Origin of the sequence: Paraburkholderia sp. J12 (assembly GCF_905220215.1) — a bacterium.
Classification (GTDB): Bacteria; Pseudomonadota; Gammaproteobacteria; order Burkholderiales; family Burkholderiaceae; genus Paraburkholderia.
Map to the genome: position 1 here is coordinate 160,702 of NZ_CAJMZC010000004.1, position 22,192 is coordinate 182,893.

Genomic DNA, 22,192 nt, shown 5'->3' on the forward strand with positions numbered 1-22,192 from the left:
CGGATGTCGAAAGCCACACCGCCCGCTGGCGGCCGATTCGTCGCGCGCCCGTGCGCCGCGCACAGGGAGGGTTGACGCAATGGAACAACGCTCCCGTTTCGGGCCGGGCCTGCTGCCGTACCTGCTCGTCGGTCCGCAGCTCGCCGTTACCGTGATCTTCTTCCTGTGGCCCGCCGGCGTGGCGCTGCTGCAGTCCACCCAGGCGCAGGACGCCTTCGGCACTTCGACGGAGTTCGTCGGCTTCGCGAACTTCGCGCGGCTCTTTCAGGATCCGCTCTACCTCGACTCGGTCAAGACCACGGTCGTGTTCAGCGTGCTCGTCGCCGTGAGCGGGCTTGCGGTGTCGCTGCTGCTCGCCGCCATGGCGCATCACGTCACGCGCGGCAAGCGCATCTACCAGACGCTGCTCATCTGGCCGTATGCCGTCGCGCCGGTGATCGCCGCGGTGCTGTGGGGCTTCCTGTTCAATCCGAGCATCGGCCTCGTGACCTTCGCGCTCGCACGCGTGGGCGTGACCTGGAACCACGCGCTCAACCCGGGCCAGGCCATGGCGCTCGTGGTGATGGCTTCGGTGTGGAAGCAGATCAGCTACAACTTCCTGTTCTTCTACGCGGGCCTGCAGTCGATTCCGCAGTCGCTCTTCGAGGCTGCCGCCATCGACGGCGCGGGACCGGTGCGGCGCTTCTTCGGCATTGCGTTCCCGCTGCTTTCGCCCACGAGCTTCTTCCTGCTCGTGGTGAACGTGGTCTATGCGCTTTTCGACACCTTCCCGGTGATCGACGCGGCCACGGGCGGCGGCCCGGGCCAGGCCACGCGCACGCTCGTCTACAAGATCTTCGACGAAGGCTTTCGCGGCCTCGACATCGGCAGCTCCGGCGCCCAGTCCGTGGTGCTCATGCTGATCGTGACGGGTCTCACAATCTTCCAGTTCCGCTTCATCGAGCGAAAGGTGCAGTACTGATGATCGAAAATCGCAAGTACTTCAACCTGTTCTGCCACGCCATGCTGATCCTCGGCGTGGCGGTGGTGGCCTTTCCGGTCTATGTCGCGTTCTGCGCCGCGACCATGAACGAGAAAGAGGTCTTCACGGTGCCGCTCTCGCTCGTGCCGGGCACGCACCTCTTCGAGAACGCTGCGCGCATCTGGAACCTGGGCACCGGCAACGCCGCGAGCCCGTTTGGCCAGATGCTCATGAACAGCGTGCTGACGGCGTTGGTCATCGCGGTGGGCAAGATCGCCATTTCGATTCTCTCGGCCTATGCGATCGTGTTCTTCCGTTTTCCGTTTCGCAAGCTGTCGTTCTGGCTGATCTTCGCGACGCTCATGCTGCCTGTGGAAGTGCGCATCTTCCCGACGGTCCAGGTGGTCGCCACGCTGCATCTCACGAACACGTATATGGGTCTCACGCTGCCGCTCATCGCGTCGGCCACGGCCACGTTCCTGTTCCGCCAGTTCTTTCTCACGCTGCCGGGCGAACTCGTCGAAGCCGCGCGCATCGACGGCGCGGGGCCGCTGCGATTCTTCTGGGACGTGGTGCTGCCGCTCTCGAAGACCAACATCGCCTCGCTTTTCGTCATCACGTTCATCTACGGCTGGAATCAGTACCTCTGGCCGATCCTCATTTCGAGCACGGCTTCGATGACGACCGCCGTGGTGGGGATCAAAGGCATGATCGCGAGCGGCGACGCGGCCACGCAGTGGCACCTCGTGATGTGCGCGACGATGATCGCGATGCTGCCGCCGCTCGTGGTGGTGCTCGCCATGCAGCGCTGGTTCGTGCGCGGTCTCGTGGACGTCGAAAAATGAACGCGAATTCTTTTAACGGGCCGTTTTGCGGCACGGCGCGCCTCGCGGCGCGCCAACGGGTGACGGGGATCTCGATGAAGAGCAAGACGAACGTGAACACTGAGGGGAAGACGGCATGGCAGCGCTGACCATACGCGGGGTGACGAAATCGTACGACGGCGGGCAGCAGGTGCTGCACGGCATCGACGTGGACGTGCAGGACGGCGAGTTCCTCGTGCTCGTGGGCCCTTCGGGCTGCGGGAAATCGACGCTGCTGCGCATGGTGGCGGGCCTCGAGAGCATCACCTCGGGCGAGATCGCGATCGGCGGCAAGGTGGTCAACCGCATGGAACCGAAGGATCGCGACATTGCGATGGTGTTCCAGAACTACGCGCTCTATCCGCACATGACGGTGGCGCGCAACATGGGTTACAGCCTCAAGCTGCAAGGGCTCGACAAAAACCTCATCGACGCGCGCGTGGCGGCTGCCGCCGGGATCCTCGAACTGGGCAAGCTGCTCGAGCGCAAGCCGCGCGAGCTGTCCGGCGGCCAGCGTCAGCGCGTGGCGATGGGGCGCGCGATCGTGCGCGAGCCTTCGGTGTTTCTCTTCGACGAACCGCTTTCGAATCTGGACGCGAAGCTGCGCGTGCAGATGCGCCTCGAAATCCAGCGGCTGCACGCGCGGCTCTCCACCACGAGCCTTTACGTGACGCACGACCAGATCGAGGCGATGACGCTCGCGCAGCGCGTGATGGTGCTCAACGGCGGGCGGGCGGAGCAGATCGGCACACCGGTCGAGGTGTACGAGCGTCCGGCCACGATGTTCGTGGCAAGCTTCATCGGCTCGCCGGCCATGAATCTGCTGCGCGGGCGCGTGAGCGAGGACGGCAGTCGCTTTGAGCCGGCCGGCAACGGCCCGCATCTGCCGCTACCCGTGCAAGGTTTCGAGGTCGCGGTGCCGAGGGGCCGCGAGTGCGTGCTGGGCGTGCGGCCCGAGCACATGCACGCGGGCGGGCTGGCCGGCGCGGCGACGCTGGAAGTGGAGACCTGCGAGCTGCTGGGCGCGGACAATCTCGTGCATGGGCGCTGGGGCAGCAACGACGTGGTGGTGCGCCTGCCGCACGAGCAGCGGCCCGCACGCGGCGAGCGGATTCCGGTTCAGTTGCCGGGGGCGCGGCTGCACTTCTTCGATCCGCAGACGGGGTTGCGGATCGAGTGAGGGTGCCGGGTAACGGGAAAACCCCGGCAACGTCAGCAGAACAGACTACGCACAAGGAATATCGTCGAGTTCAGGAAAGGGCGGCGACGCGGTAATCGGTACGGGAAAGCCCACGCCGTAACCCTGTGCGTAGTCGACGCCCATCTCGCGCAGGCACTCGATAATCGTCTCGCTTTCGGCGAATTCCGCAATGGTTTGCTTGTCCGCCGCATGCGCGACCTGGGTAATCGATCTCACGATGGCGCGGTCAAGCGCACTGGTGAGCAGTTGCTTGATGAAAATGCCGTCGATCTTCAGGTAGTCGACCCGCAGATGTTTCAGGTAATTGAACGAGGACATGCCCACGCCGAAGTCGTCGAGCGCGAACCGGCAGCCCGAGGCGCGCAATTTTTCGATCAGGGCCGTCGCCTTCTGAAGATTTGAAATCGCGGCGGTTTCGGTAATTTCGAAGCAGACCTGCCGCAGCGATATGCCGTGACGCTCGCGCTGCTCGTCGATGTAGTCGGCCAGCCGCTCGTCGCCGACCGACGTGCCGGAGAGGTTGATCGACCAGGTCATCGTCTTGTCCGCGTGTTTCGCGATTTCCGAAAAGGCTCTCGCGATCACCCAGCGATCGATTGCGGGCATCAGATTGAAGCGCTCCGCGGCGCCGATGAACGATGCGGGAGCAATGATCGCGCCGGACTCGTCGCGCATTCTCAAGAGCAACTCGACGTGTTGGCCGCTTCCCTGGACGCGAGCGGACTTCAGCGGCAGGATTTTCTGCGAGTAAAGGCAGAAGCGGTCGTGCTCGAGCGCGGTTTTTACCCGGGATACCCATACCATCTGGGTGTGAGCCAACGTCAGTTCGCGGTCGTCGTGACTGAACAGGTGCACGCGATTGCGGCCTTTCTCCTTCGCCATGTAGCAGGCGGCGTCCGCCGCCTTCATGATTTCCTTCGTCTGCGTGAGCCGCGCTCCGGCCGCCACGACGCCGATGCTCACGCCGGTCGTCAGGATGCCGTCCGACCACGGAAGACGAATGTTTTCGACAGCGTGGCGTAAATGATTGGCAATGCGAAGCGAATCTTCGGCGGTGCAGCGCGGCAACACCACGCCGAACTCGTCGCCGCCTAGCCGCGCCAGAATGTCGCCGCGCCGCAGGTGTGCCCTCAATGTCGTGCCGACGTGACGGATCAGATCGTCGCCCGCGGCATGGCCGCAGGTGTCGTTGATGACCTTGAACTGGTCCAGGTCGAGAAACATCACCGCATGTTCGCTGTGGTCGCCGCCGTCGTCGCGAAGCAGTCCGCCGAGGCGCCGCTCGAATTCGCGGCGGTTCAGGAGATCCGTCAACTCGTCGTGGGTCGCCTGATACGACAGTTGCGCGGCATGTTTGCGCTCGGCGCTCACATCGCGCAGCACCACCACGACGCCGATGGCCGCGCCCTCCACGTCGTGCATGGCCGCCGCGGCATAGTGGACCGGCAGCCGCGTGCCGTTCGCGCGAATGAGGTGCAGGCTGTTCGACGGGTCGCGATGGGTTTCGAGTTGCGGTGCCGGAAGACAGCCCGGACAATCGCTTGCGCGTGTGCAGGTGGCTTCGTCGCAGAGCGCGCACACCGAGGCAAACGGTTGCCCGTACAGGTCGGCGGCGCTGCGGCCCAGGATCTGCTCGGCCATGGCGTTGCAATAGGCCACGCGGCCGGATTCGTCGATTCTGATGACCGCGTCGCCAATCGAAGCAAGCGTCACTTCCGCGATTTCCCGCGCCTTGTGGGCTTCCAGCTGGGCCTGTTTCCGATCGGAAATATCGAATAGACACCCTACCATCCGCACCGCGCGACCTTGGGCGTTCAGCATGGATTTACCGCTGGAGCGGCACCACACGTAGTTTCCCGCTCTCGTTCTCAGGCGCAATTCGACGTCGTACACGGCCCCGGTTGCAAGATGATTGCGCAGCGCATCGCGCACACGGGGCAGGTCGTCGGGGTGGGTGAGCAAAAAGAAGGTTTCGGTATCGAGTTGCAGTTCATCGGCACTGTAGCCAAATCGCCCATACAGATTGGGCGAATAGTAGGCGCGATCGTGTTCGAGATCGAAGTCCCACAGCCCGGCATTCATGCCCTCGAATCCCAGACTGAAGCGTTCCTCGCTTTGGCGCAACTGGGCGCTCAGTCGTTCGCGGTGGAAAAACAGGCGCCGGATGTACAGCGTGAAGCCGCCCACCAGAAGCAGTGTCGAGCTCACGAGCGTCAGGATCAGGGCGTTCCGGGTCTCGCGGGTCGCCACGCCGAGGGAGACCGAAAAACCGCGTTCTATGGGGGCGAGCTGCTGGTCGACGACGGCCAGCCTTTCCACCAGCGCGACGGCGGCCGGATCGCCGATGCGCCCTTCGTCGGCGTACACGCGAAGTTTCGCACCGATGTCACGCAGTTCCAGAATATATCGATCCCCGAGGTCCCAATAGGCCAACGCATGCCTGAAAAGCATGGTGTTCTTGAAGTTGCGGTACAGCCAGATCATTCCCTCGATATCGGGCTGCGCAATCTGCCCCTTCAGGAATTCCCGCGTAATGACGGCATGGTCGGGGTTCGCCTTGTTCATTTCCAGCTTGGCGGCCCGGTCGCCGAGCGGAATGGCGATGCTGTCGAGAAACTGCTGGTAGTCGGCGCCGGATTCCGTCACGGCGAAGCGCTGAAGCGCGTGCGCGGCGTCTTTCTGCCCCTTCGACCATTGACTCTCGCCGGCCACGTAGGCCTGCAGGAACGACATGCCCGTCACGCAGAGCGAAGCGACAGTCGTGATCGCGGCGGCCACGAGCCACAAAGGCAGTACGACGGGAGTGGAGCGTTCCGTTCTCTTCGTCATCTTTCGGGTGTCCTTCGGCGGCGTTCTGCGGGCTGCGGCGGCCGCCGATTCCATTTATTCTGCCTTCGGCATTCGCCACGGCCGGCCGCTTTGCGTCGACCGACGAACCTGTGACGGATCGCCCGATTTCTGCATCGTTCCAATATGGATATCGGCTGGGCCAGGAAGAGCTTTAGCCGGTGATAGCTCCGCGTCTTGGGAGGCTTCGTTGCCTATGCCATAATGACCAGGGTCAGATGCCCATGGGGGCGTCGCCGGCGGCCGCGGTACGGTCGAGCCGAACGGCGCAGCGCAGTTCGTCCCGTGGCCATTGAAATCGGCTTGAAATCCCGCCTGGCAGGCATGGCAAGACGATCCGGTAACAGCGCACGAACAAGCCGCATGGTTGCACTTCCCACACACCCGTTTTCGCGTCCGGTTCTCCTCGCGCCGCGCCGGAGGTGCGCTTGAGCACCCGCGAGCTTCCCACCGGCCTCATGCTCGCCCACGGCAACCAGCCGGAGCGGCTGCGCGACCTCATCGTGCAGTGGATCCGCGAAAATCCCGTCGGCCCGCTCGAAAAAGAAGTGATGCTGGTGCAGAGCAACGGCATCGCGCAGTGGCTCAAGCTCGCGTTCGCCGCCGATCCCGAAGAGGGCGGCTGCGGCATTGCGGCGGCGCTCGAAATGTCGCTGCCTTCGCGCTTTCTCTGGCAGGTCTATCGCGCGGTGCTCGGCCCCGAGGCGGTGCCGGCCGTTTCCCCATTCGACAAGTCGCGCCTCACGTGGCGCCTCATGCGCATGTTGCCCGCGCTGCTCGATGCGCCCGGTTACGAGCCGCTCAAGCGCTTCATGGCGCGCGACGACGACCAGAAAAAGCGCTTTCAGCTCGCGCAGCGCGTGGCCGATTTGTTCGACCAGTACCAGGTCTATCGCGCGGACTGGCTGGCCGCCTGGGCGGCGAACGACGATGTGGTGATCGACGCGCGCAACCAGCGCACGCCGCTGCCCGACGACGCGCGCTGGCAGGCGGCGCTGTGGCGCGCATTGCTCGACGACGTGGGCGCGCATGACGAGGGCAGCGTGGATGCGCGCGAGACCGGCCGCGCGGCCGTGCACGAGGCCTTCATGCAGGTTGCGCAGAACTGGCGCGAGGGCGATCCGCGGCCGAAGGGGCTGCCGCGCCGCATCGTGGTGTTCGGCATTTCGAGCCTGCCGCGCCAGTCGGTGGAAGTGCTTGCGGCGCTCGCGCGCTGGACCCAGGTGCTGATGTGCGTGCACAACCCGTGCATGCACTACTGGGCCGATATCGTCGCCGACCAGGATCTCCTGCGCGCGCGTCATGCGCGCCAGCGGCGCCGCCCGAATGCGCCGGCCGTGCTCGACGACTCGCTCCTGCATCTGCACGCGCAGCCCTTGCTCGCGGCATGGGGTAAGCAGGGCCGCGACTTCATCGGCCTGCTCGACGAATACGACAGCGACGAAGCGCGCGAGAGCTACGCGCCGCACTTCACGCGCATCGGCCAGCGCATCGATCTGTTCGACGGCGACGACGCGCTTACGCTGCTCGCGCAGTTGCAGGACGACATTCGCGATCTGCGCCCGCTCGACGAGACGCAAACGCACTGGGACGCGGTCGATCCGCACCGCGACGAGTCGATCCGCTTTCACGTGGCGCACAGCGCGCAGCGCGAGGTGGAGATCCTGCACGACCGGCTGCTCGCGGCCTTCGCCGCCGACCCCACGCTGCGTCCGCGCGACGTGATCGTGATGGTGCCCGACATCGAAGTCTATACGCCGCACATTCAGGCCGTGTTCGGCCTCTTCGACGCCGACGATCCGCGCTCCATCTCGTTCAGCATTGCCGACCGCGCGCAGCGCGCGTTCGATCCGCTGATCGGCGCGCTAGAGATGCTGCTTTCGCTGCCGTACTCGCGCGTGACCGTGAGCGACGTGCTCGACCTGCTCGAAGTGCCGGCGGTGCGCGCGCGCTTTGGCATCGACGTCGAGGATTTGCCGGTGCTGCACCACTGGATCGACGGCGCGAATATCCGCTGGGGTCTGCATGCCGAACAGCGCGCGAGCCTCGGTTTGCCGCAGGCCGACGAATCCGGTGCGCCCAATAGCTGGGCCTTCGGTTTGCGGCGCATGCTGCTCGGCTATGCGGCGGGCGACCGCGCGGGGGCCTGGCGCGGCATCGAGCCGTATGCGGAGATCGGCGGGCTCGACGCCGCGCTGCTCGGCCCGCTCACGCGCCTCGTGGATGCGCTCGACGCCGCCTGGCAGACGCTGCGCGAACCGGCAACGGTCGAAGTGTGGTGCGAGCGCCTGCGCGCGCTCAAGACCACGTTCTTCGACGCGGGCGATGGCGAGGACGCCTACACATTGGAGCGCCTCGACACGGCGCTCGAAACCTGGCGCGACGCGTGCGACGAAGCCGCGCTCGCCGACCCGCTGCCGCTGGCCATCGTCGCGGAAAACTGGCTGGGCGAGCTCGAAGGCGGCGGTTTGCAGCAGCGCTTCTTTGCGGGCGCCGTGACCTTCGCGACGCTCATGCCGATGCGCGCGATTCCGTTTCGCCACGTGTGCCTGCTCGGCATGAACGACGGCGACTATCCGCGCAGCCGCACGCCGCTCGACTTCGACCTCATGCGTCGCGACTATCGTCCGGGCGATCGCTCGCGCCGCGAAGACGACCGCTATCTGTTTCTGGAAGCACTGCTTTCGGCGCGCGACCATCTGCATATTTCGTGGATCGGGCGCAGCGTGACCGACAACACCGAGCGGCCGCCTTCGGTTCTGGTGGCGCAACTGCGCGATCATCTCGAAGACGGCTGGCGGCTCGAAGGAGCGCAGGAGGGCCAGCGCGGCGCGCTGCTCGACGCCCTGACGATCGAGCACCGTCTGCAGCCGTTCAACGCCGATTATTTTCCGCCGCAAGGGCAGACTTCGCGGCTTTACACCTATGCGCGCGAGTGGAGCCGCACGGCGCCCGTCGCCGGTGCTCCTGCGCAGGCGCTCGCGCCGCCCGAGCGCGACGAGCCGCTCACGATCGCGGAACTGGGCGAGTTTCTGCGCGATCCCGTGCGCAGTTTTTTCCGGCAGCGGTTGCGCGTGGCGTTCGAAACGGCGGATGCGGCGAGCGAGAATCACGAGCCGTTCGAAGTGGATGCCCTGGAAGCCTGGCGCCTGCAGGGCGAGTTGATTCGCGCGCAGATCGCGGCGATGGAGCGCGGCGAGGACGATCTTCAGCCCGCGGCGCTCGCGCGGCTCGAACGTATGCATCGCAGCGGCGACCTGGCGGCGGGCGGTTTTGGCGAGGTGATCGGCGCGGAACTGCTCGCGCCCATGGACGAGCTCTTCACGGAATATCGCAAGGCGCTCGCGCGCTGGCCGGAGCTGCTCGAACATCAATACGAAGTGCGCCTCGATGCCGTGGAGGGCGATCCCTCGGGCCTGGCATTGACGGACTGGATCGACGACCTGCGCGCCGGGCCGGATGGATCGCGCGGCCGCGTGATTCTCGACGCCGGCACGCTCGTGAAGGACAACAAGTATCGCGGCGACCGGCTCGTCGCGTACTGGGTGGCACACGTGGCTGCACAACTGGCGGCGGGTGAGGTAACGACCGTCATCGTGAGCAAGGTGGGCGTGGCCGAATTCGCGCCGGTCGCGCCGGAAGCGGCGCGCGAGTATCTCGCCACGCTCGTGCGCGCCTTTGGCGAGGGCGCGTGCCGGCCGTTGCCGCTGGCGGTCAAGACGGCGTTCGCGTGGCTGCGCAGGCTGCCCGAGACGTTCGACGGCAGCCGGGCTTCGGTGCCGGCCGAAGCGTGGGATGCGGCGCGCACTGCTTTCGAAGGCGCGGCGCGCGCGCCGGGCGAGTGCGAGACGAATCCGTACCTGCGTCGCGCGTTTCCCGACTTCGACGCCCTGATCGCTCACGACGAGTTCATCACGCTGGCGACCTCGCTGCTTCTGCCCGTGCAGCGCGCGCCGCTGGCCGGCTCGCGCGCAAAGCGCGAGAGTGCGCCAACCCCCGCAGGAGAGACCGCATGACCCCGGCGCACGACATCGCCGCCGAGGTGCAGGACCTCGAGCCGCTGCGTTTTCCGCTGCATGGCAGCCGCCTGATCGAGGCAAGCGCGGGCACCGGCAAGACCTTCACGATCGCCATGCTCTACGTGCGTCTCGTGCTCGGCCACGCAGGGAGCGACGACGAGGGCGATGGCACGGCCGAAGGCGTGCGCGCCTTCACGCCGCCCGAAATTCTCGTCGTCACGTTCACGGATGCGGCTACCAAGGAACTGCGCGAACGTATCCGCACGCGCCTGGCCGAAGCCGCCGAGGCCTTCCGCGCCGATCCGGACGATCTGCCGCTGCCCGCAGCGGGCGGCGATCTGCTGTACGACCTGCGCGAAGACTATCCACCGGAACAGTGGGCCGCGTGCGCGCGGCGCCTGCAACTGGCGGCCGAGTGGATGGACGAGGCCGCCGTTTCGACGATCCACGGTTGGTGCAATCGCATGCTGAGCGAGCACGCGTTCGACAGCGACAGCCTGTTTTCGCAAACGCTCGAAACCGATCAGACCGAATTGCGCGCGGAGGTGGTGCGCGATTACTGGCGCACCTTCATGGCGCCGCTCGATGCGCAGTGCGCGCAAGAGGTGCGCACGTGGTTCGCGAGCCCCGACGCGCTGCATACGGCCATCCGTGGCCTGCTTGGCCACGCGGACCTGCTGCCCGATGCGCCGGAGCCCGTGGTGGCGCTGCTCGACGCCCGCACGCAGGCCAAGGAAGCGCTCGAAGCGCTGAAGGCGCCGTGGCGAGTATGGGTCGACGAGGTGAAGGCGTTGCTCGATGCGGCGCGCGCGAAGAACCAGTTCGACGCCCGCAAGCTGAACACGCGCAACTGCGAGGGTTGGCTCGACAAGCTGCGCGCGTGGGCGAACGACCCTGAAATCGGGCATCCGGGCTTCGACGAGAAAGCTGCCGTGTGGACGCGCCTCACGCCCGCAGGTCTCAAGGAAATCTGGAAGGCAGGCAGCGAGCCGCCTGCTCATCCGGCCTTCGTCGCAATGGAAACGCTGCGCGAGGCGCTCGGCTCGCAGCCCGAGGCCCGCCAGGATCTGTTGTGCCACGCCGCGCGCTGGGTGGCACGCCGCTTCGAGGAGGAAGAGGCGCGCCGCTCGCAGATGGGTTTCGACGATCTGCTTACGCGCCTGCTCGCGGCGCTGAAAAAGGAGAACGGCCCGCGCCTCGCGGAAATCATTCGCAAGCAGTACCCGGTGGCGTTGATCGACGAGTTTCAGGACACGGACCCGGTTCAGTACGAGATTTTCGACCGGGTCTATCGCATCGAAGCCAGCGACCCGGCCACGGCGATCATCCTGATCGGCGACCCGAAGCAGGCCATCTACGCGTTTCGCGGCGCCGATATCTATACCTATCTGCGCGCGCGGCGCGCGTGCGAAGGGCGTCTTTATACGCTCAAGAAGAACTTTCGTTCGACGCGCGCGATGGTGGCGGCCGTCAACCGGTGCTTCGACGCCGCCGAGCGGCGCCCCGAAGGGAGTGGTGCGTTTTTGTTTCGGAGTACGGAGGAAGGCGCGAATGCGTTGCCGTTCGTGCCCGCCGATGCCAAGGGCCTGCCGGACAAGCTGGTAGCGAATGGCATCGAGCTGCCCGCGCTGACGGTGTGGGGGTTGCCGCCCGCAGAAGACGGCAAGCCAATGAGCAAGACCGCGTACTTTGCCGGCATGGCGGAAAGCTGTGCGACCGAGATGGCGCGCCTGCTCAATCTCGGGCAGGCGGGGGCGGCGGGGTTCGAAGGAGAGCGAGGCAAGCAGGCGCTGCAACCGTCGGACATGGCGGTGCTCGTGAACAACCGCGACGAGGCGCGTGCCATTCGCGAGGCGCTCGCCGCGCGGGGCGTGCGCAGCGTCTATCTCTCCGATCGCGACTCGGTGTACCAGACCCCCGAGGCTGTCGAGCTGCGCTACTGGCTCGCCGCGTGCGCCGAGCCCGACGACGGCCGCCTCGTGCGCACGGCGCTCGCGAGCCCGGTGCTGGGTCTCGGCTGGGACGAACTCGACGCGCTGGGCCGCGACGAGATCGCGTGGGAAGCGCGCGTGCTGCAATTCCGCGGCTATCGCGACGACTGGCGCAGGAAGGGCGTTCTGCCGATGCTGCGGCGTCTCTTCAACGACTTCCATGTACCCCAGCGGCTGCTGGGCGAAGGGCGCACATCGTATGAAGGCGCGGGCGGCGAGCGTGCGCTCACGAATCTGCTGCACCTGGCCGAACTGTTGCAACAGGCGAGCACGCAACTCGACGGCGAACACGCGCTGATCCGCTACCTCGACGAGCAGCGCGAGGACGAGAGCGCAGGCGGAGGCGGCGACGCGCGCCAGTTGCGGCTGGAAAGCGACGCGGCGCTCGTGCAGGTGGTCACGATCCACAAGTCGAAGGGCCTCGAATATCCGCTCGTGTTCCTGCCGTTCGCGTGCGCGTATCGCGCGGTCAAGCCCGACGACGTGCCCTTCAAGTGGCACGACGAAGCGGGCAACCTGCACGTGACGCTCGCAGCCGACGCGCACGTGCTGCATCAGGCCGACCGTGAGCGGCTGGGCGAAGACCTGCGCAAGCTCTACGTTGCGCTCACGCGCGCCTGCTACGCCACCTGGATCGGCTATGCGCCGCTGGCCGGCGTGGAGTCGAGCGCCATCGGATATCTGGCCGGCGGCGGTGCGCCGCTGCCGGCTGAAGAGAGCGAAACACGGCTCGAAGCGCTGCGCGGCGATTGCCGCGATATCGAAGTCGCGCTGGCGCCGCAGCCCACGCGCGAAGTGTTTGCGATGCGGGGGCCCAGAACGGCTCGCGGTCCGGCGCGCGTGTTCCCGTATCGCGAGCGCGAGCGCTGGTGGGTCGCGAGCTATTCGAGCCTGAAGACCGTGGAGGCGGCGCCGGGCGCGGGTGCCGCGCGCGGCCCGGTCAGCGCAGATAATGCTGACGGCACGCGCCTCGCGCCCGATACGCCCGGCGAGGACGTGTTCCTCGAACTGCTCGACGCGAGCACGCCGCGCGAAGACGAGGACGACGGCGTGCAGAGCGTGGCCCCGGCAGGCGCCACGATGCACGGCTTCGAGCGCGGCGCGGACGCGGGCAGCTTCCTGCACGACCTGATGGAGTGGGCGGCCAACGAAGGATTCGGTGTAATCGCACAGGACCCCGAACGGGTTCGCGACATGGTCGCGCGCCGCTGCAGCGTGCGCGGCTGGTCGCACTGGGTCGAGCCGCTTACGCAATGGCTGCTGGACCTGGTGAAGTTGCCGCTGCGCCTGCCGCTGCACGAGGGCGAGGACGTTCCGCCGGCTGCCTTCGACAAGCTCGGCGCGTACATGGCCGAAATGGAGTTCTGGGTCGCGGCGCATCGCGTGGATACGCTCGAACTCGATGCACTCGTGACCGCGATGACGCTCGACGGCGAGGCGCGCCCCGCGCTCGACGCCACGCGCCTGAACGGCATGCTCAAGGGCTTCATGGACCTCGTGTTCGAGCACGAGGGCCGCTACTACGTGGCCGACTACAAGTCGAACTGGCTCGGCCCCGACGACGCCTCGTATACCGCCGAAAAAATGCGCGCGCAGATCCTGCATTCGCGCTACGAGCTGCAATACGTTCTCTATCTGTTCGCGTTGCACCGGTTGCTGAAAGCCCGCTTGCCCGACTACGACTACGACCGCCATGTGGGCGGCGCGGTATATCTGTTCCTGCGGGGCATCCACGCGCCGGGGCAGGGGCTGCATTTCGAACGGCCGCCACGAGCACTGATCGAACGACTCGATGCGCTCTTCGCGCAACACGACGCGATAGAGGATGCGGCATGACGAAGCGGCGCACGAAGAACACGGACGGCTTGACCGGCGACCTGTTCGCGCAACTCGAACTCGAAGCGGTCACGCCTGCCGTGCCGCAGCCCGTGTCGAACGGTGCGGGCAAGACCCATGCGGCGCGCGAATCGGCGGCACAGATGCTGGCCGTGCTGGACCGCTGGGTGGAGCGCGGCTGGCTGCGTACGCTCGACGCCGCGTTTGCACGCTTCCTCTGGAGCGAAGCACGGGAGTCCTCACCACTTCTCCTGCTGGCGGCCGGCCTTGCCAGCCATCAGCTGGGTCGCGGCCATGTGTGTCTCGATCTGCAGGCGACGCTGCACGACCCCGCGTTCGCGCTCTCGCTGCCGCCCGACGGGCCGCAGCCGGTAACGACCGAGCCGCCGCCTTCGCCCGCCGAGGTGCTGGCGGGCGTGACGCTCGAACAATGGCGCGCGGCGCTCGACCTGCCCGGCGTGGTGGGCTCGGCGCCCGGCGATACGCCGCTCGTGCTGGCGGATTCGCGCCTCTATCTGCGACGCTACTGGCAGTACGAACAGGACGTGCGCGTGGGCATCGAAAAGCGGCTCGCCCGCAGCGCGCAACTCGAAGCGGCGTTGCCGCCCGACGCGGTACGTGGCGCGCTCGACGCGCTGTTTGGCCCAGGCGATGGATTCCGCGATGGCCCACGCGATGCGCAGGCGCGGCCGTCATCGCGCGCCGACTGGCAGAAACTCGCGTGCGCGCTCGCGGCTCGCAGCGCCTTCAGCATCGTCACGGGCGGTCCCGGCACCGGCAAGACCACGACGGTCGTGAAGCTGCTCGCGCTGCTGCAAACGCTGGCACTCGGGGAGGCCGGCGCGCGGCCGCTGCGCATTCGCCTCGCCGCTCCCACGGGCAAGGCCGCAGCGCGGCTCAACGAATCGATCGCGGGCGCGGTGGACAGGCTGCCGTTCGGTGCGCTGCCGCAAGGCGAGGCGCTGCGTGCCGCGATTCCCAAGGTCGTGGCGACGCTGCACCGCGTGCTGGGCACCCGGCCCGGCAGCCGGCGCTTTCGCCACGATGCCGCCAATCCGCTGCCCATCGACGTGCTCGTGATCGACGAAGCCTCGATGGTCGATCTGGAGATGATGGCGGCCGTGCTCGATGCGTTGCCGCCGAACGCACGCCTCATCCTGCTCGGCGACAAGGACCAGCTCGCATCGGTGGAGGCGGGTGCCGTGCTCGGCGAGTTGTGCGATCGCGCGCGCGAAGGCCACTATACGGACGCCACGCGCGCGTGGCTCGAAGCGGCGACGGGCGAGCGCATCGACGCGGCCATGCTCGACGCAGGTGGCCTGCCGCTCGATCAGGCTGTGGCGATGCTGCGCGAGAGCCATCGCTTCGCTTCCGATAGCGGCATCGGCGCGCTGGCCGACTTCGTCAACGCGGGCGATGCGGTGAGCGTCGCGAAGATCTGGACGCGCGGGTACGGCGATCTCGCCCGGATTGCCTGCTCGACGGCCGACGATGCGCCGTGGCGCGCATTGATCGTGGATGGCGTCGCCGGTGGGGAGGGGAGTGTCCCCGCGACGAAACCGGGTGTCGCGCGTCGCGGCTATCGGCACTACCTGGAGACGATGCGCGATTCGCAGCCGGCGCCCGGCGCATCGCCCGAAGCGCTCGCGGAGTGGGCGGCGGGCGTGCTCAAAGCACACGGCGAATTCCAGCTGCTGTGCGCGTTGCGGCGCGGGCCGTGGGGTGTCGAGGGATTGAACCGGCGTATTGCGCACCTGCTGCACGCTGAGAATCTCATCGATCCGCGCGGCGACTGGTACGCGGGGCGCCCCGTGCTGGTCACGCACAACGACTACGACCTGGGGCTGATGAACGGCGACATCGGCATCGCGCTCGCGTTGCCGGTGCAGGCGGGCGAGGCGCCGGTCCTGCGCGTGGCGTTTCCTGCCGGCGATGGGTCGGGGGGCGTGAAGTGGGTGTCGCCGAGCCGCCTGCAAGGAGTGGAGACGGTGTTCGCGCTGACCGTGCACAAGTCGCAGGGCTCGGAGTTCATGCACGCGGCGCTCGTGCTGCCCGATACGTGGAGCCCCATTCTCACGCGCGAACTCGTGTACACCGGCATCACGCGCGCGCGGGCGTTTTTCACGCTGGCGGTGCCCGAGGGCCGCTCGGTCATGGAGCGTGCGGTGAACGCGAAAGTGCAGCGTGCGAGCGGGCTGATGGCAGGGCTCGCGCGAGATGCCGCGGCGGCATAGTAACGCTCGAACCTGAGCCGGAAAGCAGACGGCCCGCAACGAGCGGGCCGTTTGTTGCAGGCTTACCGGTGTATCAGCGACGCAATCGCTTTTAGACCACCGTCAGCGTCACATCGATGTTGCCGCGCGTCGCGTTCGAATACGGGCACACGACATGGGCCTTCTTCACGAGATCTTCGGCGGCGGCGCGCTCGAGGCCCGGCAGCGAGATCTTCAGTTCGACTTCAATGCCGAAACCGTTGGGGATCTGGCCGATGCCCACGCTGCCGTCCACGGAGGCGTCGGCGGGGAAGGCGATCTTGTCGCGCGCGGCGACGAACTTCATCGCGCCGATGAAACATGCGCTGTAGCCCGCTGCGAACAGTTGCTCGGGGTTCGTGCCGTCGCCGCCCGCACCGCCCAGTTCGCGCGGCGTGGTCAGCTTGAGGTCGAGGTTGCTTGCCGGCACGACAGCGCGGCCATCGCGGCCTCCGGTGACGTGAGCGTGGGCGGTGTAGAGAACTTTTTCGATCGACATGACAGACTCCGGTTGGGTGATACCGCTAAGGTGTACGGCGTGAGAAATTCGTTAGCCATGCAGATCGAATCCGATCTCATGGGAAATGCGGGGAAATGCGAGACGTTGCGAGGCAACGCCTGGGTCGTGCGGACTTCCTGGCACGTGCGCGGGTTGGCCGGTACGGCGGCACCCTCTCGTGAAGAGTAGTCGCCCGGCGTGAAACTCGCGAGTCGTCGTGCTTTCTGCGATTCCCTGCGTTGATTCTAATACTATCTATTAGAAGATAGATAGTATATCCTCAAAAAAGGCGGTGATCCGCCTTGCTGCGAAACTTCGACGGCGATCAGGCCGCCGCCTTCATCCACATCGCGCTCACGTCTTCGAGGCGCGACTTCGTATGGAACAACCGGCTCGCCACAACGCTGCCCTGCAGCGCTGCGAACAGCGTGCGTGCCGCGCTTTCCGCGCTGCCGTTGACCACCAGCGTGCCTTGCGCCGCGCCTTCGGCCAGCACTTTCGCCAGCCAGCTTTCGTTGGCGCGGAAAAACGCCTGGATCGCTTCGCGGATGTTCTCGGGCAGCGACTCGATATCGGCGGCGAGCATGCCGCACAGGCAGATCTGGTTGCCGTCGCCCAGCGTCTTGCCGAACAGCTTCGTGTAGGCGGCGAGCCTCGCCTCGGCCGGCTGGTCGGCGTCGATCGCTTTCAGGCCGGCCATGACTTCGCCGCTGTACTGGTGCACCGCTTCGAGCACCAGATCGTCCTTCGACGGGAAATAATAATGGATGCTCGACGTCTTCACGCCCACCAGTTCGGAGAGGTCGCGATAGCTGAACCCGTTGTAGCCGCGCAGCATCATCAGCGTGATGGCGTGGTCGAGGATCTGCTCGCGGACGGTCGATTTCGTTTCCATGAGCTTAACTTTATCTACTGGAAGGTAGATTGTCAAGGGGAAGCGGAAAATATTTGCGGGTGGGCCGGTCCCGACTCCCTGCGCGACCGGCCCAACGAACCCTTAGCGCATGCCGCCAGTCGCGAGCAGATGCTCGCCGGTCAACCAGCGCGCGTCGTCCGATGCAAGGAACGCGGCAATGTCGCCGATGTCGTCCGGTTGTCCGGCACGCCCGAGCGGTGTTCTCGCGACGAAACCGGCTTCCATTTCGGACCCCGAAATACCGGCGCTATGCGTGCCCTCGGTTTCGACGTAGCCCGGATTGATCGCATTGACGCGGATCTTGCGCGGCGCCAGCTCGAGTGCCAGCACCCCGGTGATCGCATCGACGGCCCCCTTGGTGCCCGTGTAGATCGCGGTGGTGGGAGGTGTGACGGTTGTGGCGCCGGAGCTGATATTGATGATGCTCGCCCCCTCGCCGAGGTGTTTGACCGCGGCCTGGGTCACGAGAAGCAAGCCGAGAACATTGGTGTTGAACTGCCGATGAAACTGTTCTTCCGTGAAGTCCTCGATCGATGAGAATTCGTACACGCCGGAATTGTTGACCACGATATCGAGGCGGCCGAACTGCTCGATTGCCGTCTGCACGAGCCTGGCGGCGTCGGCTGCCTTCGCCACGTCGCCGCCTGCCGTCGCGGCGCGGCCGCCGGCCTCCCTGATCTGCGCGGCCACAGCGTTCGCGCCCGACTTGCTGCTTGCATACGTGACGACTACCGCTGCACCTTCTGCGGCGAGTGCCTTTGCGATTGCTGCGCCGATACCTTTCGATGCGCCGGTGACGAGCGCTACTTTTCCTTCAAGCCTGGCCATGAGAACCTCAAATGTGGGTTGACCCGCGTTGCCGCTCAACCGCGATGAACACGGGCGACAACCAGCAATCTAGACGGAGAGAACCCGGCGAAAAAGCGTCTGCGCCAGAATGGAGAAGCCGCTTTGGCCGAACAATCGCGCGGCGCAGGCGCGTACCGGCTCAAGGCGTGGGGTCGGTGGGTAGCGCGTGACGTTGTGCCCGTCGCGCAGCGAACGGGCACAACGAACGAGTCGAGCGCGCGAAGGGAAACCGGGCCGGCCTACGATTTCGGTCCTGGCCGCTGGCGTGAGGCTATTCAAGCGTTGGGAGGTCCGTCAACGCCAACTTGAAATGCCGGCGTGTGCGACTCCAGAACCAGAGCTCGCACACAACGCCGGCAACGAACAGATCAGCCATTTCCCCCATGAAAGAGCGTGAGCCGGTTCGACACCGAACTGACGCCCTGCACCGAGCGGGTGACTTCCTCCGCCTGTCTTAGCTGGTCTCCGTTGCGTACCGTGCCGCTCAGCGTCACGACCCCGCCCCGGGCCCGCACGAATACCCCTGACACATCGAATCCGGGTGTCTTTGCGAGCGCCCGACGCACCGAGTGCGAGAGTGCGCGATCGGCTTGTTTCTGGCTCGTGCCAGTCGGGCCCGGGGTGGCCGACATCGTCGTGTCCATGGGAGCGCTTGCGGACTGGGCATGAGAGACGCCCGCGCCAAGCATCATCAGAAAGGCGGCCGGTACGGCAAGTAACGCGTTTGCTTTCATCATTGCCTCCTTAAGGCATGAATTGAGGGTGCGCATACATTGGCTAGTACGTTTTCCAGGCCGCTGCGGTTTCACGGGGCATGAAATATTTTTCGGCCCGCGCCCGCGGCTGTCCGTTGCACGGCAGGTTATCGTCATTTGACGGCGCCGCTGCCTTGCCGCATAGTGCGACGATTATCTTGCCCCCTGCGCTATCGTGCTCACTGTCCATCATTTGAATAATTCGCGCTCGCAGCGCGTCCTCTGGTTCCTCGAAGAACTCGGCGTCAGCTACGAGATCAAGCGCTACGAGCGCGATCCGAAAACAATGCTCGCGCCACCTGAATTGCGCGCCGTGCATCCGCTGGGAAAGTCGCCGGTCATCGTCGATAACGGTCGGACCGTGGCCGAGTCGGGCGCCATCATCGAATATCTGCTGCACGAGTACGGCGAGGGCAGGCTGGCGCCGTTGCCCGGCTCGCCGGACTGGCTGAGCTTTCGCTACTGGATGCACTATGCGGAGGGATCGGCCATGCCGCCGCTCTTGCTCAAGCTCGTCGCATTGCGTATCGCCAGCGCGCCCATGCCGTTCTTCGCCAGACCGGTTGCACGGAAAATTTCGGAAACCCTGCAATCGAGTTTTATCGATCCGCAGCTCAAGACCCATCTCGGCTTTATCAACGATGAATTGAAAAAGACGGGCTGGTTCGTTGGCGATGCATTTAGTGCGGCTGATATTCAAATGAGCTTTCCGCTTGAAGCGGCGAGTTCCCGCAGCGCCGATCCGGCGCATACGGCCATTCGCGATTTCCTCGAACGCATTCATGCACGGCCCGCGTATCGTCGCGCGCTCGAACGCGGCGGCGAATATCTCTACGCCTGATGGGAACAAGAGCCGGGCGATGAAAACAAACAGCGCGGCATAATAAGCCCATGCAAGTTCAAGACCTTGAACGCCTCGTCACCGTCGCCATGCCCTTCGGCAAATACAAAGGCCGGCTCATTGCCGACCTGCCCGGGCATTACCTCACCTGGTTCGCCCGCGAAGGGTTTCCGCGTGGCGAAATCGGGCGCTTGCTCGCGCTGATACACGAGATGGACCACAACGGCCTGAGGGGCCTGCTCGAACCGCTGCGCAAACGCGAATAGCGCAGCGAGGCTTCGCCGGCAGAGACCCAAATCGATTCACGTTCCGGTTCTGCCCATCGTTGCAAGCGTTGCAAGACCAGGGAGGCACGATGTCGACCTCGACGGCAGCAAAGAGAACGCTGGTATTGAAGATGTCCGTCTCGCTGAATGGTTTTGTCGGCGGCCCGAATGGCGAGCTGGCGCAGACAAAACCGGATCGCGTTGCGCAGGGGCTGCATACTCCGGCCGATACTCGGCTCGTCAGCGCGATTCCCTTCAGTTCGGGTGTCGTCGCAACCATCTACCGGCCCGCATGAACCGGCCCGTTGCCATGTCGCATATCAAAGCGCCCGTAAACCGGCTTTTCCATCTGGGTGCGATACTCGGCCTGGCGATTCTGTTGAGCTCGACTCACAGCGAAGCCCTTCGCGCAGAGGACGCCGTCCAGCCAGTTTGGCCGACCCAGACGTGGCTGACGTCCACGCCGGAAGAGCAGGGCATGGATTCGGCCGCGCTTGCCCAACTTGTCGCGTATGGCGCGAGCCACGACTTCGATAGTCTGCTCGTCGTGCGTCACGGACGCCTTGTTACCGAGGCCTATTACGCTCCCTACACCGGGGACGTTCCGCACGAAATATTCTCCTCGACGAAAGCGATCACCGGCACGCTTCTCGGCATGGTCTACAAGGAGGGCCTGCTCGACCGTCTCGATCATCCCGTGCTCGATTTTTTCGCCGATCGCCAGATTGCGCATGTCGACGATAGAAAGAAGGCGATCACCGTTCAGAATCTGCTGGACATGACGTCCGGGCTCGATTGGGACCAGGGGTTCGAGGGCGGCAAGCAGCAAACCATGCAGGATCTGGAGCGCGCTTCCAATTGGACCCAGTTCATTCTCGATCGCCCGATGGCGCATCCACCGGGAGAGGTCTTCAACTATGGCAACGGCGGCCCGGATCTCGTGTCGGCCATTATCACGAGGCTGACGGGCAAACCTGCCGAGGATTACGCGCGGGAAAAGCTTTTTGCTCCGCTAGGCATCGTCGACTGGCACTGGGACCGGGATCCCCAGGGCCTGACGATCGGGCACGGGATGCTGTTCTTGCTGCCGCGCGACATGGCGAAGATCGGCTATCTGTATTTGCGCCGCGGCGAATGGGAGGGACGGCAGCTTCTTCCATCCGGCTGGGCGGATGTCTTGAGCCATCGTCTCGTGACCATGCACGCTTCGCACGATCCCAACCAGCGCTACACGAACTTCTTCTGGGTGTTTCCCGATAAACACGTCTACATGGCCAACGGCAAGGACGGCCAGTTGATCACCGTGTTTCCCGATCTGGATAGCGTGGTGGTGACCACGGCCAGAAAGCAGGTCCGTTATCGAACCCTGATCGATGCTGTGGCGGGCGCGGTCAAGTCGGATTCGGCGCTGGCGCCGAATCCGGGTGCCGTCGAACAGCTTTCCCGTGCGATCCATGACGCCGCAGTCGAAAAGCCCACACCGGTCGGCCCCACACCTGAGATTGCCTCTGCTATCTCGGGGAAGCGCTACATATTCCCGGACAACGACCTCGCGCTGAGGTCGCTTACCCTGTTTCTCAACGATCCGCGGCCGCATTTCGAATACGAACAGTATTTGCGCGATCCGGCCGGCGCTTCCATCAGCTATGACATGCCGATCGGACTCGACGGGCTCTATCGCAAAGGCTCTCCTGCGCTCTTCGGCGCCTACCCGGGTCACATCCCGGCGGCCAAAGGGACGTGGCTGGATGCGTCGACATTCGTGATCGACTCGCAGGATATCGGCTACGGGACGCAGATCAAATATGTCCTGTCGTTCAGCGGCAAGAAGCTGAATATTCGCCGTATCGACGAAGAGGGCTGGGAAGTGTCGGTCAACGGCGAACAAGGCAATTGACGCTTCGAAACGAGTTATTTGGCGACGCGCGCCTGCAAATGCCAGGGTATCGCTCGCCTTGCACGGCGATGTTCGCAAGCTGTGCGTCGATGTCGTCCCGATCGTCGGGTGTCAGTTCGATGGCGGCCCCGCTAGAAGCAAAGCTGGACGTGTCCGTGATAGCGTGTTCTCTGGATCGTCGTTTGAACCCGGATACCGA

Annotated in this window: 15 protein-coding genes; 10 read left to right on the forward strand and 5 right to left on the reverse strand. The window is 65.4% G+C overall.

Features of this window, described 5'->3' with window-relative positions; all coding sequences use genetic code 11:
• The first annotated feature begins 79 nt into the window (after positions 1-79).
• The 3 genes from ugpA to U5760_RS11795 all read left to right on the forward strand — a co-directional run bounded on the left by ugpA (position 80) and on the right by U5760_RS11795 (position 3,004).
• Positions 80-961 carry a sn-glycerol-3-phosphate ABC transporter permease UgpA gene (gene ugpA / locus U5760_RS11785; protein WP_322011928.1) on the forward strand — a complete coding sequence of 294 codons (882 nt, stop codon included), beginning with the start codon at positions 80-82 and terminating at the stop codon, positions 959-961.
• Entirely contained in the window at positions 961-1,806 is an 846-nt protein-coding gene (gene ugpE, locus U5760_RS11790; protein ID WP_322011930.1) for a sn-glycerol-3-phosphate ABC transporter permease UgpE, read from the forward strand. Before ugpA ends, ugpE begins: the two co-directional genes overlap by 1 nt.
• A 115-nt stretch (positions 1,807-1,921) precedes the next feature.
• The gene (locus U5760_RS11795) at positions 1,922-3,004 is read left to right on the forward strand and encodes a sn-glycerol-3-phosphate import ATP-binding protein UgpC (protein WP_322011932.1); all 1,083 of its coding nucleotides are present in this window, start codon (positions 1,922-1,924) and stop codon (positions 3,002-3,004) included.
• A 45-nt stretch (positions 3,005-3,049) separates the two neighbouring features.
• On the opposite strand, the gene U5760_RS11800 is transcribed toward U5760_RS11795, so the two are convergent.
• The gene (locus U5760_RS11800; protein ID WP_322011934.1) at positions 3,050-5,854 is read right to left on the reverse strand and encodes an EAL domain-containing protein; all 2,805 of its coding nucleotides are present in this window, start codon (positions 5,852-5,854) and stop codon (positions 3,050-3,052) included.
• Between the two features lie 446 nt (positions 5,855-6,300).
• Between U5760_RS11800 and recC the strand changes: the two genes are divergently transcribed.
• Genes recC through recD form a run of 3 tightly spaced genes read left to right on the forward strand, consistent with a single transcriptional unit; the run spans position 6,301 to position 15,952 of the window.
• Positions 6,301-9,888: an exodeoxyribonuclease V subunit gamma gene (gene recC, locus U5760_RS11805; protein ID WP_322011936.1), complete on the forward strand. Its 3,588-nt coding sequence runs from the start codon at positions 6,301-6,303 to the stop codon at positions 9,886-9,888.
• Positions 9,885-13,718, forward strand: a complete 3,834-nt coding sequence (gene recB / locus U5760_RS11810) for an exodeoxyribonuclease V subunit beta (RefSeq protein ID WP_322011937.1) — start codon at positions 9,885-9,887, stop codon at positions 13,716-13,718. Before recC ends, recB begins: the two co-directional genes overlap by 4 nt.
• Entirely contained in the window at positions 13,715-15,952 is a 2,238-nt protein-coding gene (gene recD, locus U5760_RS11815) for an exodeoxyribonuclease V subunit alpha (RefSeq protein ID WP_322011938.1), read from the forward strand. The genes recB and recD overlap by 4 nt, the downstream gene beginning before the upstream one ends.
• Positions 15,953-16,043: 91 nt before the next feature.
• Here recD and U5760_RS11820 read toward each other — a convergent pair whose 3' ends face one another.
• The 4 genes from U5760_RS11820 to U5760_RS11835 all read right to left on the reverse strand — a co-directional run bounded on the left by U5760_RS11820 (position 16,044) and on the right by U5760_RS11835 (position 18,971).
• Complete coding sequence (locus U5760_RS11820; RefSeq protein WP_322011939.1) at positions 16,044-16,469, reverse strand: organic hydroperoxide resistance protein; 426 nt, start codon at positions 16,467-16,469, stop codon at positions 16,044-16,046.
• A gap of 325 nt (positions 16,470-16,794) precedes the next feature.
• Positions 16,795-17,364: a TetR/AcrR family transcriptional regulator gene (locus U5760_RS11825; protein ID WP_322011940.1), complete on the reverse strand. Its 570-nt coding sequence runs from the start codon at positions 17,362-17,364 to the stop codon at positions 16,795-16,797.
• Between the two features lie 102 nt (positions 17,365-17,466).
• Positions 17,467-18,213 (reverse strand): glucose 1-dehydrogenase, encoded by a 747-nt coding sequence (locus U5760_RS11830; RefSeq protein ID WP_322011941.1) that lies wholly within the window; start codon positions 18,211-18,213, stop codon positions 17,467-17,469.
• 389 nt (positions 18,214-18,602) lie between these two features.
• Positions 18,603-18,971, reverse strand: a complete 369-nt coding sequence (locus U5760_RS11835; RefSeq protein ID WP_322011942.1) for a BON domain-containing protein — start codon at positions 18,969-18,971, stop codon at positions 18,603-18,605.
• Positions 18,972-19,164: 193 nt separating this feature from the next.
• Here U5760_RS11835 and U5760_RS11840 point away from each other — a divergent pair, with 193 nt between their 5' ends.
• From U5760_RS11840 to U5760_RS11855, 4 genes are all read left to right on the forward strand, one after another.
• Positions 19,165-19,830, forward strand: a complete 666-nt coding sequence (locus U5760_RS11840) for a glutathione S-transferase (protein WP_322011943.1) — start codon at positions 19,165-19,167, stop codon at positions 19,828-19,830.
• A gap of 50 nt (positions 19,831-19,880) precedes the next feature.
• Positions 19,881-20,096: a DUF3820 family protein gene (locus U5760_RS11845; protein WP_322011944.1), complete on the forward strand. Its 216-nt coding sequence runs from the start codon at positions 19,881-19,883 to the stop codon at positions 20,094-20,096.
• Positions 20,097-20,185: 89 nt separating this feature from the next.
• Positions 20,186-20,392, forward strand: coding sequence for a hypothetical protein (locus U5760_RS11850; protein WP_322011945.1), 207 nt, complete (start codon positions 20,186-20,188; stop codon positions 20,390-20,392).
• 14 nt (positions 20,393-20,406) lie between these two features.
• Positions 20,407-21,993 carry a serine hydrolase gene (locus U5760_RS11855; RefSeq protein ID WP_322011947.1) on the forward strand — a complete coding sequence of 529 codons (1,587 nt, stop codon included), beginning with the start codon at positions 20,407-20,409 and terminating at the stop codon, positions 21,991-21,993.
• Positions 21,994-22,192: the final 199 nt, after the last annotated feature.